At 58.2% G+C, this 16,723-nt stretch carries 12 protein-coding genes; all 12 read right to left on the minus strand.

The window, feature by feature from the left end; all coding sequences use genetic code 11:
• Positions 1-95 precede the first annotated feature (95 nt).
• Complete coding sequence (locus J5067_RS05115) at positions 96-1,376, minus strand: cytochrome P450 (RefSeq protein WP_264650585.1); 1,281 nt, start codon at positions 1,374-1,376, stop codon at positions 96-98.
• The gene (locus tag J5067_RS05120) at positions 1,366-3,135 is read right to left on the minus strand and encodes an ABC transporter ATP-binding protein (protein ID WP_264650586.1); all 1,770 of its coding nucleotides are present in this window, start codon (positions 3,133-3,135) and stop codon (positions 1,366-1,368) included. Before J5067_RS05120 ends, J5067_RS05115 begins: the two co-directional genes overlap by 11 nt.
• Positions 3,126-4,913, minus strand: a complete 1,788-nt coding sequence (locus tag J5067_RS05125; protein ID WP_264650587.1) for an ABC transporter ATP-binding protein — start codon at positions 4,911-4,913, stop codon at positions 3,126-3,128. The genes J5067_RS05120 and J5067_RS05125 overlap by 10 nt, the downstream gene beginning before the upstream one ends.
• On the minus strand, positions 4,876-6,402 hold the full coding sequence (locus J5067_RS05130; RefSeq protein WP_264650588.1) for an ABC transporter ATP-binding protein: 1,527 nt from the start codon (positions 6,400-6,402) through the stop codon (positions 4,876-4,878). Before J5067_RS05130 ends, J5067_RS05125 begins: the two co-directional genes overlap by 38 nt.
• On the minus strand, positions 6,399-7,151 hold the full coding sequence (locus J5067_RS05135; protein ID WP_264650589.1) for an ABC transporter permease: 753 nt from the start codon (positions 7,149-7,151) through the stop codon (positions 6,399-6,401). Before J5067_RS05135 ends, J5067_RS05130 begins: the two co-directional genes overlap by 4 nt.
• Positions 7,148-8,101 carry an ABC transporter permease gene (locus J5067_RS05140; RefSeq protein WP_264642809.1) on the minus strand — a complete coding sequence of 318 codons (954 nt, stop codon included), beginning with the start codon at positions 8,099-8,101 and terminating at the stop codon, positions 7,148-7,150. Before J5067_RS05140 ends, J5067_RS05135 begins: the two co-directional genes overlap by 4 nt.
• A complete protein-coding gene (locus J5067_RS05145; protein WP_264650590.1) occupies positions 8,091-9,626 on the minus strand; it encodes an ABC transporter substrate-binding protein in 1,536 nt (511 codons plus the stop codon). Before J5067_RS05145 ends, J5067_RS05140 begins: the two co-directional genes overlap by 11 nt.
• A gap of 54 nt (positions 9,627-9,680) precedes the next feature.
• Complete coding sequence (locus tag J5067_RS05150) at positions 9,681-11,897, minus strand: TonB-dependent receptor (protein ID WP_264642811.1); 2,217 nt, start codon at positions 11,895-11,897, stop codon at positions 9,681-9,683.
• A gap of 132 nt (positions 11,898-12,029) precedes the next feature.
• Positions 12,030-12,983 carry an AraC family transcriptional regulator gene (locus J5067_RS05155; RefSeq protein WP_264642812.1) on the minus strand — a complete coding sequence of 318 codons (954 nt, stop codon included), beginning with the start codon at positions 12,981-12,983 and terminating at the stop codon, positions 12,030-12,032.
• 34 nt (positions 12,984-13,017) lie between these two features.
• Positions 13,018-14,361, minus strand: a complete 1,344-nt coding sequence (locus J5067_RS05160) for a salicylate synthase (protein WP_264643730.1) — start codon at positions 14,359-14,361, stop codon at positions 13,018-13,020.
• Positions 14,361-16,025 (minus strand): (2,3-dihydroxybenzoyl)adenylate synthase, encoded by a 1,665-nt coding sequence (locus J5067_RS05165; RefSeq protein ID WP_264650591.1) that lies wholly within the window; start codon positions 16,023-16,025, stop codon positions 14,361-14,363. Before J5067_RS05165 ends, J5067_RS05160 begins: the two co-directional genes overlap by 1 nt.
• Positions 16,018-16,722, minus strand: a complete 705-nt coding sequence (locus J5067_RS05170) for a trans-aconitate 2-methyltransferase (protein WP_264650592.1) — start codon at positions 16,720-16,722, stop codon at positions 16,018-16,020. Before J5067_RS05170 ends, J5067_RS05165 begins: the two co-directional genes overlap by 8 nt.
• Position 16,723 lies beyond the last annotated feature (1 nt).

The raw sequence follows: 16,723 nt of genomic DNA on the forward strand, positions 1-16,723 counted from the left end.
CGTTAACCCGAGATATTCATTCAAAAAATAAGCCGTTATTTTTTAACGGCTACTGTCTCTCCTTTATGACAAGAGAGGATTGACACCACCAGCCGTTATAACCCTGTGTAGCGCAGTGGCATACGCCGAATACCGGTGTGCTTATTGCTGCGCACCCACTCCACCGGACCATTTAATGCGAAAGTATCAATGTGGTTTAGCAATTCCCGAAAGACAACCCGCATCTCCAGGGTCGCCAACTGCGCCCCCAGGCAGCCGTGCCCGCCACTGCCGAACGCCAGATGGGCATTTTTTTCCCGACTGATATCAAAGGTAAAGGGGTTTTCAAACTGCTGTTCATCGCGATTGGCCGAGGCCCACCACAGTGTCACTTTCTCGCCAGCTCTGATGCGTTTACCCGCGATATCAACATCGCGCGTCGCGGTGCGGCGGTTGTACGGCGTCGGTGAGGTCCAGCGCAAAATTTCCTCCAGCGCCCGGTTCATGCGTGCAGGTTCACGTTGCAGCAACTGCCACTGTTCCGGGTGCTGAATAAACGCCAGTATTCCGCCCGCAATGGCATTGCGCGTGGTTTCCAAACCGGCCACCATCACCACGCTAAACACCATGACCTGCTCCATAGGGGTCAAACTGCCCAGTTCCGCAGAAAGTTCTCCCGCAATCGCCAGCGAAACAATGTCATCACCGGGGGCTTGGCGACGCTGTTCCACAAAGCGCTGCGCGTAAGCCATAAACTGCTGCATGCCTTGCTGGCTGCTGACACTGCTCTGCCCCAATTGGCGATCGGCATAATCAAGCACCGCATTGATCCAACCTGAGATCGGGTGCCGGTCTTCGGGGGGGATCCCGACCAAATGGGCAATGGCAAACAGAGGAAGTTCGGCGGCGATATCAGAGACAAAATCCCCTTCGCCTTTGGCTAACGCACTCACCACCGCCTGACGCGCCGCCACAGTAAGAATCGGCTCCAATGCAGCGATGCGCCCACGGGTGATCCCCGGCGCCATCAGACGCCGTAAGGCTTTGTGGCGCGGATCGTCCATCATATTGATGACAGTCCCCGGCCCTGCGGCGCTGGGGAGATCCTCTATCATGGTTCCGCCCCCGGCACGATCTCCGCCTCGGTGCGAGGAGAAGGTATCGATGTCTCTGGCGAGTGGCACAATATCCTGATAGCGAGTAAACACCCAAAAACCTTCGTTATCAGGCGTCAACGGCGTGGCCGGATGATACAGCGCGCCGCTATTTTGTCGCAATTGCGTGAACACAGAATGGGGGAAACCTTGCGAGAACAGCGTCAAATCGGTTAAATCAACGTCAGGCAGCGGCCAACGCGTGGCGCAATGCTGACTATCACACAGCGGCTCAGACATCATCTTCTCCTGGTTCTTCGCGGGGATGTACAATGCGCCATCCTTCGGCGCGCACTTTTGCCTGCCAAAAGGCCGCATAGCGTCCGTTCATGGCCAACAACTGTTGATGGTTGCCCTGCTCCACGATTTGCCCGTGATCGAGGACCAAGATGCGATCCGCATTGCGGATGGTGTGCAGTTGATGTGCGATGACCAGCATCGTGCAGCGACCGCGCAACGCGCTAAGCCCCTGTGCGATCGCTTCCTGATTTTCCGGATCCAATGCGCCAGTTGCTTCATCCAACAGCAGGATTGGCGCATTTTTCAGCAATGCGCGCGCCAGTGCAGCACGCTGACGTTCACCGCCCGACAATAATCCGCCCCCTTCTCCAACCCGGTTATCCAGCCCCAGCGGTAAACGCTGCACCACCTCGTCCAAACGCGTCAGTTTCAGGACGTTTTGCAAGGTGTCATCATCAGCGGCAGGGTTGCCCATCAGCAGGTTTTCCCGCAGGGTGCCACTGAACAGATAATTGTCCTGAAACACCTGTGAAATCATGTTCATGTGTTGCATGACCGGAAAGTTTTTTACATTAATGCCACCAATCTCAATCACCCCGCTATCCGGATCGAAAAAACGGGCAATCAATTTGGTCAAGGTGGTTTTCCCCGAACCGGATGCCCCCACCACGGCGGTCATGCTATTGGCTGGCAGCGTCGCTGAAACATGTTGCAGCACCCGAACGCCAGGTTGGTAACTGAAGTCCACGTCCCGCAATTCGATGGCGTAGTGTTGCGGTGAAGGCACGGACTCGGTCGGTGCCGGTAACGACAGTTGTGACAGCACGTTTTCTGCCGCCTCCATCTGGGTTGACGCCATACGGATGCCGGAGCCATAAGAAGCCACTTCACTCAGGGGGTCGATAACCCGGCTCACCAGCACCAGTAAGGCAAACAGCGTGGTTTGCTGCGCGGCATCCCCCTCCATCACCACCAGCCAGGTAATTCCCGCCATCAACGTCATCAAGGCTAATTGCCCCAACCAGGTGTTCAGCAGCAGCGGCGGCAACACCAGCCACAGTTGACGCCGTGCGGCCCGGCTCTGCGCCACCAGCGCCTGATCAAATTGCCGATACCCCTGCGCAGCCTTGCCATAGGTGCGTAACACCGGCTGGCTTTGTGCGAACTCCACCATGCGATCGCACGCCTGTGCATTGGCGGTCTGAACGGCCCGATCGGCGGTGCGTCCCAGTCGTCCGGCCCACCAATACACCAATCCCAGCATGGGAAACAGGCAGGCGGCGCACAGTGCTACGCGCCAGTCGAAAAAACTGGTTGCCACCACCACCACCGCGGGCGTGATTACCGCCCGCAACAGGGGGGTTAACTGGTGGGCGGGTAAGCCCAGGATCTCCATCACCCCCTGACTGAGCAACAGGCCCAACCGGCTGGTATTGGCGCGCACAAACCAGCCAAGCGGAAGTGTGACCACATGGTCGCCGATGCGACGGCGCAGTTGGTTCATCAAGGTTGCCGCCACCTGAAACCCACTGTGCGCAGCGCGATAATGCAGATATCCTGTCAGCACCACGCCCACGCCTAGCGGCAGCAACCACAACGATGCATCATCCACGCGGTGATCCAGCAGGGCGCGAATGATGGGCACCACCAGCACAAAGGTCAGCCCTTGCATCAGACAATAGCCGCACACCCACAGCAAATAATGACGCAGCAACAGCGCGTGAGATTTCCCCATCAGTCTGGTCAATCGCATCAACAGCATATCGCCTCCTGCTGCCCTTGTTGTGCCGCCCACAGCCGCGCATATTCACCGCCGCGGGCCAGCAAATCGGCATGGCACCCTTGTGCCTCAATGCGGCCGTGCGACAGCACGACAATGTTGTCGGCGTGCGTGATGGTCTCCAGCCGGTGGGCGATCACCAGCACCACCTGACGACGCTGGTGGGCGATCAACGCATTGAACGCAGCCTGTATCGCCGCTTCTGATTCGGCGTCCGCCTGTGCGGTAGGCTCATCCAGCACCAGCACGGCGGGTTGCAGCAACAGCGCACGGGCAATGCTGACCCGCTGCGCTTCACCGCCAGACAGTGTGGCATCATCGCCGTATACCGATTGATAACCGCGCGGCAAACGCAGGATGCGTTCATGAATATACGCGGCCTTGGCAGCAGCAATGACCTGTTCTTCACTGGCCTGCGGATCGCCCAACGCGATGTTGTCATACAGGCTCATACGCAACAGTTGCGTGTCCTGAAACACCGAACCGATCTGGCGATATAAATGTCGGCTGTCAATCTGGCTCAACGCAACGCCCCCCAACGTGATTTGGCCGCGATCGGGGACATCGAAGCGCAACAATAAGCGCGCCAGGGTTGATTTCCCCGCGCCGGAGGCACCGACCAACGCGGTTACCGTGCCAGGAGAGAGCGTCAGCGAGAGGTTGTGTAACAGGGGGGCACAGGGCTGATAGCCAAAATCAATCTGGTCAAACACCACCTCGTTATTCTGAGGAAAACGGCTGGGTGTCGGCTCCGGTTGCAGCGGTATCGCCAGCAGCGTGGCGAGCCGTTCTAACGCGGCTTTCGCCATGCGCAGCGATTGCGCACTGTGGCTTAGCGTGGTCACGGGCACAGAGATTCCGAGCGCAATCACCAAAAACGGCAACAGTTCTGTCACCCCGAGCATACCCTGACGCATAAACCCGATACCGCCGACCAACATCAACATCAGCAAGGTAATGGGCGCAATGATCACCGCAGACAAACACTCGGGTTTGATCAACGGCAGCGCCCAATCCAGGAAAAAACGCTGAAAATCCGTTGTTGCCCGACAATACGCCTCATGGGCTTTACCGCTCAGGCCAAAGGTCTTAACCACGGTGATGCCCTGCACGTACTCCACCACAGATTGGTTCACCTGTGCCAGCGCCGTGCCGTATTCAGACATTTTGCGTTGACACCCTTTCTGTACCTGCCGATAGAACACCATAAACAGCAGCAGCGGTACCAGGGCAACCAACGTCATGCGCCAGTCAACCCACAGTAGGTAGCCGTAGACAAACAACAGCGTGGCGCATGCATTGGTGATATTGAGCCAGGCGTGCGCCACCAGATGATGAATCGCCGTGACATCGTCCTGAAGCCCCTGTTTGATCCGTCCGCTGCTCTGGGCGGTAAACCAGCCAAGCGGAGCCTGAGACAAACGTTGTGCTAATTGGCGACGTAGCGACAAGGCCAAATGATTATCAGCCAGATGGGTGATCAGCTCCGCCAGACCGCGCAAGGCCAAACCGGAAGCCAGACAGGCGCAGGCCAGCATAATGACGTGCCAGGCCTCCTGATGTCGCGTCGGCGATACACTCATCAGCACCTGAATCAATTCACACAATTCAACCAGCGGAACCAATACCAACCCTGCCGAAAATATTTGCAGCAGCGCGGCGAGCGCAATCCAGCCGCGAATAGGCGCTAACAGTGACGCCGGTTTGATACTCTCAAACGAATCAGTGGGTGACGATAGAGGGATTATCGGCTCCGGCATTAACGGGCTCTCCTTGTTGCTGGGGTAATGAAGGGGTGATGCCCGACGAGGGGCTAAGCAGTAACACCCGATGGCACAGCGCACGCACGCTTTCCACCTGATGCGTGATCAGCAACAGTGCCATGTGATGCTCATGGCAAAGTCGTTGTAACAGCATAAGAATCTCTCTGGCGGTGAGCGCATCCAGCGCTGAAGTGACTTCGTCACAAATCAATACAGCGGGTTTACCTGCGAGCGCGCGCGCCAGGGCAACCCGCTGCAACTCCCCGCCGGAGAGCTGTGCCGGAAAGCGACGCGCATAAGCGGCGGGCAAGGCAACCGTTGCCAGCAAGCGTTCAACGCTGTCCTCCTGTTGAGTGCCGTAACGCCGCAATGCCTGTTGTAACTGTGCGCCAATGCGCCGAAAGGGATTGAGGGTTCGAACCGGATCCTGCGGCACCAGCGCCACCGCCTGCTGTTGATAACGTTGACGCTGTTTCACCACCGCCGCCAACGGCTCCCCCGCTAGGCGCAGCGTTCCTTGCCGAGGTGCCAGAAGCCCGATCACGGTTTTAGCCAGCGTACTTTTCCCCACGCCGGACACCCCGTGTAACGCCACCATCTCTCCGGCAAAAAGCAGCAAAGACAACGGCGGTAACGGCGGGCTGGAGCACGGCAGCGCCAGCAGCAGGCGATCGAGTTCGAGTACCGGGGCCGTGCGGGTAGTGACCGGAATCGGAATCGGAATCGATGAAATGTCCGGTGCCTGCCACTGTTTCAGCAAGGGAATAGCGGTCTGGGCCAGCAGGCTAGACACTGGGCCATGCGCCTGCGGCTGTCCTTGCTGCAATACCAGTAGATGGGTTGCCACGTCGCGTACACTGACCGCATCATGGCTGATTAGCAACAGCGCACAGCGATGCTGCCGCCGCCAGCGATTCAGCAGCGCAATCATGTTACGCCGCTGGGCTTCATCAAGGCCGGCAAAGGGTTCATCCAACAGGAGCAATTGAGGCCGCTTGAGCAGCACGCGAATTAACGCCACGCGTCGCCGCTGACCGCCGGACAGTTGATATGGATAGCGTTGCAGGAAGGCCTTATCCGCCGGTAAACCCAATGCGCGCAGAAACGTGACGGCGTCACTTATCGTTGCGGGCGTTTTTGCAATAAACCCCAGCAACAGTTGCTCAATGCGCTGCGTCGGCACCAACTCCTGCGCCGGATCCTGCCCCAGCCAGGCACACTGCTGCGCGCGCAGCGTCCGTAAACGCGCAGCATCAGCATCATGCACCGCACAACCGCAACAGACGATCTCCCCCGTCACCCTGCGCATGCCCGGTGCCAGTTCCCCGAGTAACGCACGCAGCAGCGTACTCTTTCCCGCCCCGCTACGCCCGACAACCGCCAAGGCGTCATCAGCAGCAAGCTGGAAGGAGACCCCTGCCAGCACCGGGTTGCCTGCGGCGTCTTCAACGCCTAATTCCGCGACCTGCAACACCGGCGATATCATCCGTGCCCCCGGCGGTCAACCGCCCGATTGATCAACATCATCACGCTGGCGATGCTGACGGCGGGCAATAACAAGGCACAGGGATTGAGTACCATCCCTTCAAGGCTTTCACGGACCATGCTGGCCCAGTCATTCCCCTGTCCGACCGCATTGATCCCAAGAAAACTGGCAGCGGAAAACAGATAAAAAGCGCCCGCCAGACGCGTTGCCCCGTCGCCCAACAGCGCCGGATACACTCCCGGCAGGATTTCACGCCGGAGCAACAGCCCGGTAGAATCGCCCGCGGCGCGGGCAACCATGACGTAATCGCTGTCCAACATAGGCTCGGCCAGCGCGCGGATAAAACGTGCGGTAAAGGGCGCGCTCAGCAGCATGATGGCAAACAGCAGCGTTAAGGGTGAGGGACCGAGCGCGTAATAGGTCATCATCACGATCAGCAATGGCGGCAACATCAGGATACTGTCTAACAACGCGGTCAATTGATACCCGCGATCGGGCAACACCAACAGCACCAGGCCCGTAACGAGCCCGGCAAGGGACGCTGCCACCGTTGCCATCAGCGAAAACAGCAGCATGGCAACACCACCGTGCAAGGTACGGCTCAGCACATCGCGCCCCAGCGCGTCAGTTCCACACCAAAACAGCGCATCCGGCGCTTGCCACGGCAATCCAACGCTACGCGCCGGATCATAAGGTGCCAAACCCGGTGCGATCAGAACGCACAGCACCACCAACAGCACCGTTTTCATGCGGTTGTGCGCCGCGTTATCAGGCTGGAAAGGATATCCGCCACCAGCCAGCACACCGCAGTATTCAGCGCCAGCAGCATCACAATCCCCTGAAGCAAGGCACCGTCTCGGGCGTTAAACGCGTCAACCCACAGGCTGCCCAGGCCGGGGTAACCAAACAAGCGCTCGACCACAATGGCTCCCCCCAGCAGGTAAGGAAGGGTGGCTGCAACAATCGGAATCAGCGGGGCCGCCGCGTTCGGCAATAAATAGTCGCGCAGCAATACTCCCGTCGCCACACCGTTTAATCGGGCGCTGATAAACCACGGTGCCTGAACCTGCTGCAACAGCGTGATCCGCACCATCCGCAGCAGGTAACACCCAGCAACCAGTCCTAAGGTCAATGCGGGCAGCACCAGATTACGCGCCTGCTCGGCAACGCTGGCGGTGTCGGCCAGCAGGGATACCGCAGGCAATCCCCCCAACCACACGGAAAACAGCAGAATGAGCAGCGTGGCAATCACAAATTCAGGGATACTCAGTCCTGCCAGGGCCAGCGCGGATAACCATCGATCGGGCCCGGCCTTGTGACAGAGCGCGGCGACAACGCCCCCCGTGAAGCCCAGCAGCAGCATGACAACGGCCGCACAGGCCGCCAGCGTCGCACTGCGCTTCATCGCGGGCAGAATCACGTCTGTCACGGGCCGTTGGCTCGTCAGTGAGCGTCCCCACTCACCGCTTAACGTGCCCTTGAACCAGTTCAGATAGCGCTCCATGACCGGTTTATCCAGACCGTATTGATGACGCCAGTAGGCCAGGGCCGACGGCGTTGCCCGCTCGCCCAGCGCCCGGTCCACCGCGTCACCCGGTGCTGTTGCCACTGCATAAAACGTCAGCACGCTCACCAGCCACAGGGAAAGCAGCGTGGTCAACACCCGCAGCAGGCAAAATCGTTTGAGATTAACGACCATTTGCCAGCGCGCCTTTTATCCAGTCAGCATCGGCAAACAGCGGTACGCCTTGACTTAACTCCACGCCCTGCAAGTCAGCAGCCGCCGCTGACAACTGATCCCGGTAGCCCCACACCAGATAGGGTCCGTCATGCATCACTTGCATTTGCAACTGTTGCAGCAGCGGTTGCTGCAATGACGGTTCGGGCGTAGCGCGCAGGCGTGTCACCCGCTCGGCCATACTGGCGGGATACCACCCTCCGTAGTTATAGGGATTGTTGTCGCCGAACAACACGGGCAAGGCGGCCACAAAGGGACGGTTGAGTGCAAACATCGCCATTAACGGCGTTTGATGGAGTCGCCCAACATCACTGAGGTAGTCTGCCGGGTTAAGCCGCACCAGCGTCAGGGTGACGCCAATCTCCGCCAATTGCTGACGCAGCAGTTCGGCGGCGTTGTTTAGCCCTGGGGTCAAATCGGCCGTCAGCAGGGTTAACGTGGTAATGCCTTTTTGTGCAAACACCTGACGCGCCGCCTCGACATCGTGTTTTATCGGCCAGGCCAGCGTATTCCCGCCGGGTAAACCTTGACCGAACAGATCGTTCCCCGGATAACCATAGCCTTCCAACACCACATCCACTAAACGTTGGCGATTCACCAGCGCCTTCAACGCCTGACGCACTTCAACATCGTTAAACGGCGGAATACGCGTGTTCATGGAAAAATAGAAGGCGTTGGCTCCGGCAATACCGCTGCGCAGCACGCGGAATTTAGGTTGGTCTTTCAACATACGCGCGCTGCTGACGGGGATATCGAATGCATAATCGGCGGCACCGCTCAGCAACGCATTGACACGCGCAGCCGCATCGGCCAAGGGACGAATAACGATGCGCTGAAAGTAAACGGCGGGCTGCCAGGCATAGGGATTACGCGTGAGTTCGGCACCGTTGATACCGTCAAACAGACTCACCTGCCAGGGGCCGCTGCATACGGGGAAATCGCCCGCCCGCGCACCGGCTTTCCACACCATGCTGGCTGCCGCCAGCACCGCAGGCACCAGATCGGCGCGCGGATGTCGCAGTTGCAACTTCAGCGTCAGGGCATCCGGTATGGCACTCTGTGCGAAATCAACATCCTGAAAAAAACTGCCAAAACCGATGGACTGCGACAACTGCTGTAGGCTGGTCAACACGTTGGTGGCCGATAAGCGGCTACCGTCAGAGAAATAGACATCGGGGCGCAGACGTATTGTCCAACGCGTTGCATCCTCATTCGGTTCAATGGCCGTAGCCAGCTGATACTCCAGCCGCCCATTGCGCCACCTGACCAGCACATCACACACGTTTCCCATCACCGCCCAGGGAAAGTAGGTTTGTGCCTGACCATACTCCAGCGTCTCATTTTGACTGCCGAGCATCACCACCCGCAGCGTTTTGTCATCGCGTGTGGGATGAGATATGTCGCTATGTCCCCAGAAGAACCCAACGGCAGCAACCAGCAAAGCAAGAAGTACAACAACCCGCAGTGTTATTCTCTGTTTTCTCATCCGAATCCTGAATCCTGATAATGCCAGCGTGCGCCGCCCAGCGCGGCGCAGCGGTTACATGTGTACCTTCATCCCGGCACCTAGCACGCGCCCGTGTCCCACGGTGACCACGTTCACACCGGGCATGTAGCTTATGCCGGTGTACTGCGGCCGCTCATTGGTTAGATTCTGTGCAAACAAGTACACATCCAATGACGGAAACTCTAACCCGGCCCTGAGATTGAGCTGGCGATAAGCAGGCAGCGTAAAATTGTTATCCACATTCGCCTCACGCTGAGCGATAAATTGGTGCTGTGCCAGCGCAAACAGATTGGCGTCCGGGATCCCCAACGCGGCGGCCGAGTCGTAATAGGCCAGGGTTAGCGAAGTGGTAAAACGGGGAACGGCAGGAACACGATAACCATCGCGCGCCCCGGTTTTATCCGCCACGCTGGTGGATACGTTGCGCAACGCTGCATGGGTGAACCCGACACCGCCACCAAGCCGCCAGTGCTCCGCCACTTGCCATCCGCCTTCCAACTCCGCGCCATAGCTTGCGGTATCGATGGACTGTGGTGTAAAGACCATCGAATTCTTCTCTTTGGCAAACAAGTGCTCGTTGCGCACCTGGTTGTAAAATAGCGCCAGGTTCCATTCGCCACGCCCACCATCGACGCGATTCTTGCTGCCAACCTCATAACTCCACGACGAGGACGCCTGATAAGGGTCGTCGCGCATACCGCTGGGCGCATTATTGGTGAAGTTGGGGAAGCCCCCGCTTTTGGCACCGCGCGCCACGCTGGTATACAGCATGGCATCACGAGTCAGCTGATAGTGTAGCGCGGCGCGTCCGGTCACCATGTCATATTGCAATCTTCCTTGCTGATCGAAGGCGGCAACGTTACCGAGGTGACCATTGTTTTGAAACTGAGCGTGATAGCCCTTGCTGTCGTGGGTGTAACGTAACCCCAGCGTGCCCTTCAATTTTTCACTCTGCGTCAGCGCAGAGGTCAGTTCGCCAAACAGCGCGTAGCTGTCCGTTTGATAATCGTTATGGCGCACCCCGTTGATCATTGAACTGTCGCCGCTCGGTGCCAACATCGAGGTCGTGGTGTAATCGCTCATCAGACGGTAGTCGTCGTGCAGGTAGTTAATGCCACCGACCCACCCCACCCGCGCCTTATCCAGGCTGCTCAGCCGCAGTTCCTGATAGAAGCTACGCTGTTTTTCGTCGTAGGTACTCCAGTCAAGTGCAGGTAGAAATGCTGCGCTGGGCTGGTTAAACCAGGTTCCGTAGGTGAGTGCTTCGGAATTGTTGGTCAGGTTGTCAAAATCATAGCGATTCAGTGCGGTAATCGAAGTCACTTGCAGAGCGCTCAGCGCGCGAGTGGCGGTCAGCGACAGCGCACCGGTGTCCCGATGTGCCCAGCCTTTGGGATCCAGCGCCACTGCGGGAAAGTTCGGCGTACCTTGCAGCACAAAATTGGAGGGGGTCAGACGATCGCGCCCATAGCTGAATGCCAGCACCAGTTGGGTGATGTCATCGGGCGTTGCCAGCAGCGTGGTGCGCATTGCACCGTTCTGCTCTCGCCCCATCCATCCTCCGACCTGATTGCGCACGTCACCGCCCTGATCGGCATAGGCGGCAGAAAAACTGCCTTTCAGCGTGTCGTCACGCAGCGGGCCGGAAAATGTCAACTGCCCGAGATTCTGGGAACGTCGATCCAGCGCGCCTTCCGCACGCAGCGTGTGCTGTGCGTCATCGCCTGGTTGACGCGTAATGATATTGATGGCTCCAGCCTGGGCATTGCGCCCAAACACGGTGCCCTGCGGTCCGCGCAGCACTTCAATGCGCTCAACGTCGAGAAAACGCAAGTCAGAGCCAAACAGTGGCTGCGGTACGCCATCAATATAGGTCACTACCGAGGTATCATCGTGCCCGAGCGGCTGCGCCAACGTACCGACGCCCCGCATGGAGAGGTGCGTGGAACGCCCATCGCCCAGTGCGCTCATGCCCGTGTTCGGCACATCGCGTATCAGCCGGGCAATATCATCGATACGGCGGTCTTCGAGCATTTGTTTGTCGAACACGCGCAAACTGAGCGGTACGCGCTGGGGATCTTCTTTGATCTTGCGCGCAGTAACCCAAACGACGCTGTCATCTTCCGACGCCGTAGGGGTTTGCTCGGCATCGATCGGCATCGCGGCCACTGCCCCACACATCAGGGAACCAACGCTTGCGCACAGCGCAAATTTTACCCGCTTGTGACAAAGGTACGTATTGTTCAGCATGTCTATCCTCAGCGCAGCAAAAAAAACGAAATGATAATTATTTTCGGTGCGAAGAGTGTATGAGGAGGTCCGATGCCGCCACAGCGAACTTAACTATGAGAAAAGCCAAAACAGCTGTGACTGGAGCCAGCATCAGGCATTTAACGCATCACGAGGGCAACGACCAAACTTGCGACGGTAGGCGGTAGAGAAATTGCTGGGATGCTGATAACCGACATAATAGGCGGCCTGCTTCACCGTCCATCCTTCCGATTCCAGCCCTTTTCGGGCACGCATCAGCCGCTGCTCACGCAAGAAAGAAAACACCGATTGCCCCATCACCGCATTGAATTTACTTTTAAGCGCACTGATGCTGATCCCGGCTTCACGCGCTAAATCGCACAGGCAGTGATTGTTATCCAACTGCGCGAGCAGCTTGTCGCGGACTTTGAGAATGCGCACCGTATCCCGACAGGGTGCGGCATAGGGCATCAAGGACGGTGTCTGTTCTGCGGCGTGCAACCCCTGCGCCAACAGATCCAACACGCAGCTATGAATATGTAAACGTCCAGGCACACAGCTGTCGCACAGGGTAAACAGGCTTTCGGCCAGCGTCAGGGTGTGATGCGGGACCATAAAACTGTAAATACCTTCATGCTGTAGCAAGCGTTCAATCTGCTGAGCCAATTCGCTATCGACAATACGCCGTGGTGCCGCCTGAATAACCAGACTCCGGCTATGATGACCACGCGGATTGCGGCACCAGAGGCGGAGCGGGCTGCGCGCGGCAATCACTTTGGCCACGCCAAGCTCCATTACCAACATGCTGCCGTCATCCAGATAATAATTTGGCGTATCCCCGTCCAGGGTCAACAGAATGGTCAGACACTGTTTGAGCGTGGCGCTGCGATAATCTTCCTCACGGGTAGTGATGTCGTTAAGACAAAGATCGATCCCATACGGCAACGTCACGGCCCGAAGCGTGCCCTCAAACGTTACCTCATGGGCCGGGCTTTTTTCTGCCACGACCATTTCACATTCGTAGTCCCAATGGCGTGCCAAATCGCTTAATTGTTTTAGCGATGAGAGATTCTGTACTGATGACATGTAACCCTTCCTCCAGTCCCTCGACGTTGCATCCTTACCGCGTTTTTTGCTGGAAGACCAGATAAGGCGCAATACTGTCCAACTTTTCCTGCGTTTCAGTGAGTTCGCGTATGGGTGATGACTGTGCAATCACCCCGGCACCGGCCTGTAACCAGCGCTGATGGCTATCCTGAAACGCTGAGCGCAGCACCAGCGCCGCTTCAAAATGCGTTTTACCGTCTAACCAGAGTATGGCTCCGGAGTAAAGTTCGCGCGGGGATGATTCCAGTCGCGCAATCGCCGACAGCGCCGCACGTTTTGGCACGCCCGTGGCGGTTATTGCGGGGAACAGAGCATCAAAGGCATCCCACGCGTCCTTTCCGTAGCCCAATTCACCGCTGACGCGCGATCCGAGGTGCTGCACGTTGCCGCGCTGGCGTACCGACATTAAATCATTGATAACCACGCTCTCCGGCTGACACAGCCCTTTCATCTCTTCTACTGCCGCTCTGACCGACATCACGTGCTCAACAATCTCTTTGTCGTCGCTTAAGGAATGGCTCAGCAATGCGTTTGACGTGGCAGCGTCTTGATGCTGGACGCAAGTGCCCGCCAGCGTATCGGTGCTCACCCTATCCTGCTCGACGGACATCACCAGCTCAGGACAAAAACCGACGGCTTCACGGTCTCCCTGCTTCAATAAAAACGTGCGTACCGGCGTATTGGCCTGACGTCCGCGCAGCAGCGTTGCTGCCATATCCACGGGTTGCTTGAGCGGCATGACCCGCGCCAGGATCACCTTGCTGTAGTGGGCATCGTGAATTTCTTCAATCGCCTGGCACACGCGCTGGCAGTAGTCACCCTGATCGCAGGCGAGTTCGGCAATGTGCGCCAGTCTGGCATCCCCCCCTCGACGTTTCGCCACGGTAGCCGCGCTCAGCACCCAGTCAGACAATTGCCGGCAACGCTGTGCATCCTCCGCCAACACCGTGACGCCGTTGTCGCAAAAGATCAGCTCCTCACGCGGCACAATCAGATTCAACACCGGCCAGCGACCCGGTTTGTAACCTTGTTCCTGAACACAAAGCGCGTAGTGAAACCCCGCCTCGCCGTAGATACGCAGATTTTCACCACCGTGTTCGGCTTGAAAGCGACGGGCGTACTCCGCCGGCGATCCCTTGACGCGTGTGGTATTAATGCCGTTATCGGTAATGGTGGTCGCCTGCTCGCCGGCAGCGTCGACGGTCAGCGATGCCCGCTGCCCTAACGCGAGATACCAGCAGGATTGACGCTCGTAGACATAATGGTCTTCCCCTTTCAATTGGTTGAGCATCTCTGCAATGATTGGCAGCGTTTGAGCCTCAGGCAAAATCAGATGCCGTCTGCTGTGATATCCCATCATGATTGCTCCTTTACCTGTTCCCTTACGCGACCGATAATGCGCACCGTTAGCGCCTGTTTATTGATTTTTCCCATTGGGGTAAGCGGCAATGCTTTCACCACGCTCAGCGCGTCGGGCCATCGTGATACAGGTACGCCCTGTTGTTCCAAAAACGCACACAAATCTGCCAGCAACAGTGAGCGTTTGGCGACCACCACCGCATGCACCGTTTCATCCAGACCGGCCACCACGGCCACGTCACGCACATCAGGGTGCAAGCGCAGCGCATCCTCGATGTCGCCAGCACCCACGGACTCGCCGTGGCGATTAATGGTTTCCTTGATGCGCCCTTCGACGCACAGATTGCCATCTGCTAAACGTCGAACCCGATCTCCACTACGGTAAAAACCCTCTGACGTGAACGACTGCGCGTCTCCAGAGCGGGCACGGAAATACCCTCGAATCGTATAGGGTCCGCGAACCCATAGCTCTCCGGTGTGACCGGGGGAAACGGCACTCCCGGCGGGGTCCACAATGCGAATATCATCATCCTCACACAGCGGCCGCCCCTGTGTGGTGAGGATGGTGTGTGGCGTGTCGTCCAGCCGCGTCAGGGTGATTAACCCTTCCGCCATGCCAAACACCTGTTGCAATTGGCATCCGAAACGATTCAGCATTGCACCAGCACGAACGGCATCAAGTTTGGCACCGCCCACCTGAATCAGGCGCAGTGAACGCAAATCAGGGAGTTCACTGTCAAGCGCCTCCAGCCAGCATTGACTTAACGAAGGCACCAGCGCGGTGAGCGTGACACGAAAACGGGCAATCGCGGCGAAAGCATCTTCCGGGGCGGGCGTGGCTGGAACCACCACGCAGCCACCGCGCGACCACACCCCTAACGCGCCGGGACACGCCAGCGAAAAATTATGCGCCATCGGCAAAACGGCCAAATAGCGATCCCGTTCGCTCAGCGCACACAGTTCAGCACAGCGCTGAAAGTTATAGCCATAATCTGCATGGGTGCGCGGAATCAGTTTCGGTATGCCGGTGGTTCCGCCTGACAGCAACAGCAGCGCAATATTGCCCGCGTCATCCCCAGGCGGCGGTGAAGCGATCATCGCCTCCTGGCAAAAACAAAAGCGATCCGTTTTGCCACTGAAGAGTGTACGGCAGCCGTGCTCAGCCAGTTGCGTTGTTAACGCATGGTTCTCGCTCTGGCACAGGCTTGCGCTGCCCAGATAGCGCCGGGCTCGCGCCTGCGCCGCCACCTGAACGACCGTTTGGGTGCACAGTGTCGGCACCACCAATACCGGTACGGCCCCCATCAGCAACAACGCAAACAGGGCGACGGCGAAATCAGCACCGTTTGGCAACTGCACCAACACCGTGTCGCCAGGAGACACCCCCTGTTGCCTGAGCATGGTGGCAAAACGCCTGCCTTGACCCATCAGTTTCCAATAAGGCCACGCGTGCCCTTCGGCAATCAAGGCGGTGTGTTCGCTGTAGGTCTGTTGCCAGCGGATGATGTGGGTTGATAACGTATCCGCTTGCCAGTAACCCGCATCCTGGTAGCGCTGGGCGATTTCCGGCGGCCAGGCAAGCGGCGGCGGCAATCGCCGGGCATCAGAATCGTGTAAACGGGTATCGGTCAGATAAGCATCCTGCGCATCGTTGTTATGCATAAAGCACCCCGGCCTGAGCGGTGAGACGTTCTGCGCGCAACCCCGCTTCCTGCGCAAGTTCCGCCAGACTAAATGTGTGCCAGACGCTCTGATTACGGATCACCTGCGCCGGACATGGTCCGCCGCGCACCGTCCAACAGGACGTCAGCAGCATAGTATCGTCTGGCCCCGGTTCCCCTTGCAATGATGCGGTGTAATGCCGTTTACCCACCGTTTCACAAGCGAGCGGAAAGGCCGGCAACACGATCGGTTTTTCCAGCGGCAGCAGTTCTACAAAAATCGGGGCCCCCGCCGACAGGCGCGGTAACAGTAGCTGCCAGAGCTGCTGACGTTTTTCCCGACACATATGCCCCAATACGCCATAGGCCACCACGGCGCCCAGTTTTTCCGGCAGGTGCAGTTGATCCACGGGCTCAGCGACCACGGTCACTCGCTGACGCAGATGCGGATCGTTGATAACGCGGTGCATCAACACGGCGCGCATGGCCGGAGCCGGTTCCACCGCCAAAATGTCGCACTGCGGCACGCTGTCGGCAATGGCCGCGACCGTGCGCCCGGTTCCCGCCCCGAGATCCAGGATCGGTTCGCCGTTTAAGGGAGTGGCCGCCAGGCGTTCTCGCAGCACGGTATCGCCTTCTGAATGCGCTCTGGCCACCAGGTCATAATATTCCGCTACGGGTGAGTAGAAATCATCCATC

The organism is Candidatus Symbiopectobacterium sp. NZEC151 (assembly GCF_025962655.1).
GTDB lineage: Bacteria > Pseudomonadota > Gammaproteobacteria > Enterobacterales > Enterobacteriaceae > Symbiopectobacterium.

Excerpts from the sequence above, each read along its gene's own strand:
- J5067_RS05115 (WP_264650585.1), bottom strand. The coding sequence starts at position 1,376 with ATGATGTCTGAGCCGCTGTGTGATAGTCAGCATTGCGCCACGCGTTGG.
- J5067_RS05120 (WP_264650586.1), bottom strand. The coding sequence starts at position 3,135 with ATGCTGTTGATGCGATTGACCAGACTGATGGGGAAATCTCACGCGCTG.
- J5067_RS05125 (WP_264650587.1), bottom strand. The coding sequence starts at position 4,913 with ATGCCGGAGCCGATAATCCCTCTATCGTCACCCACTGATTCGTTTGAG.
- J5067_RS05130 (WP_264650588.1), bottom strand. The coding sequence starts at position 6,402 with ATGATATCGCCGGTGTTGCAGGTCGCGGAATTAGGCGTTGAAGACGCC.
- J5067_RS05135 (WP_264650589.1), bottom strand. The coding sequence starts at position 7,151 with ATGAAAACGGTGCTGTTGGTGGTGCTGTGCGTTCTGATCGCACCGGGT.
- J5067_RS05140 (WP_264642809.1), bottom strand. The coding sequence starts at position 8,101 with ATGGTCGTTAATCTCAAACGATTTTGCCTGCTGCGGGTGTTGACCACG.
- J5067_RS05145 (WP_264650590.1), bottom strand. The coding sequence starts at position 9,626 with ATGAGAAAACAGAGAATAACACTGCGGGTTGTTGTACTTCTTGCTTTG.
- J5067_RS05150 (WP_264642811.1), bottom strand. The coding sequence starts at position 11,897 with ATGCTGAACAATACGTACCTTTGTCACAAGCGGGTAAAATTTGCGCTG.
- J5067_RS05155 (WP_264642812.1), bottom strand. The coding sequence starts at position 12,983 with ATGTCATCAGTACAGAATCTCTCATCGCTAAAACAATTAAGCGATTTG.
- J5067_RS05160 (WP_264643730.1), bottom strand. The coding sequence starts at position 14,361 with ATGGGATATCACAGCAGACGGCATCTGATTTTGCCTGAGGCTCAAACG.
- J5067_RS05165 (WP_264650591.1), bottom strand. The coding sequence starts at position 16,025 with ATGCATAACAACGATGCGCAGGATGCTTATCTGACCGATACCCGTTTA.
- J5067_RS05170 (WP_264650592.1), bottom strand. The coding sequence starts at position 16,722 with ATGGATGATTTCTACTCACCCGTAGCGGAATATTATGACCTGGTGGCC.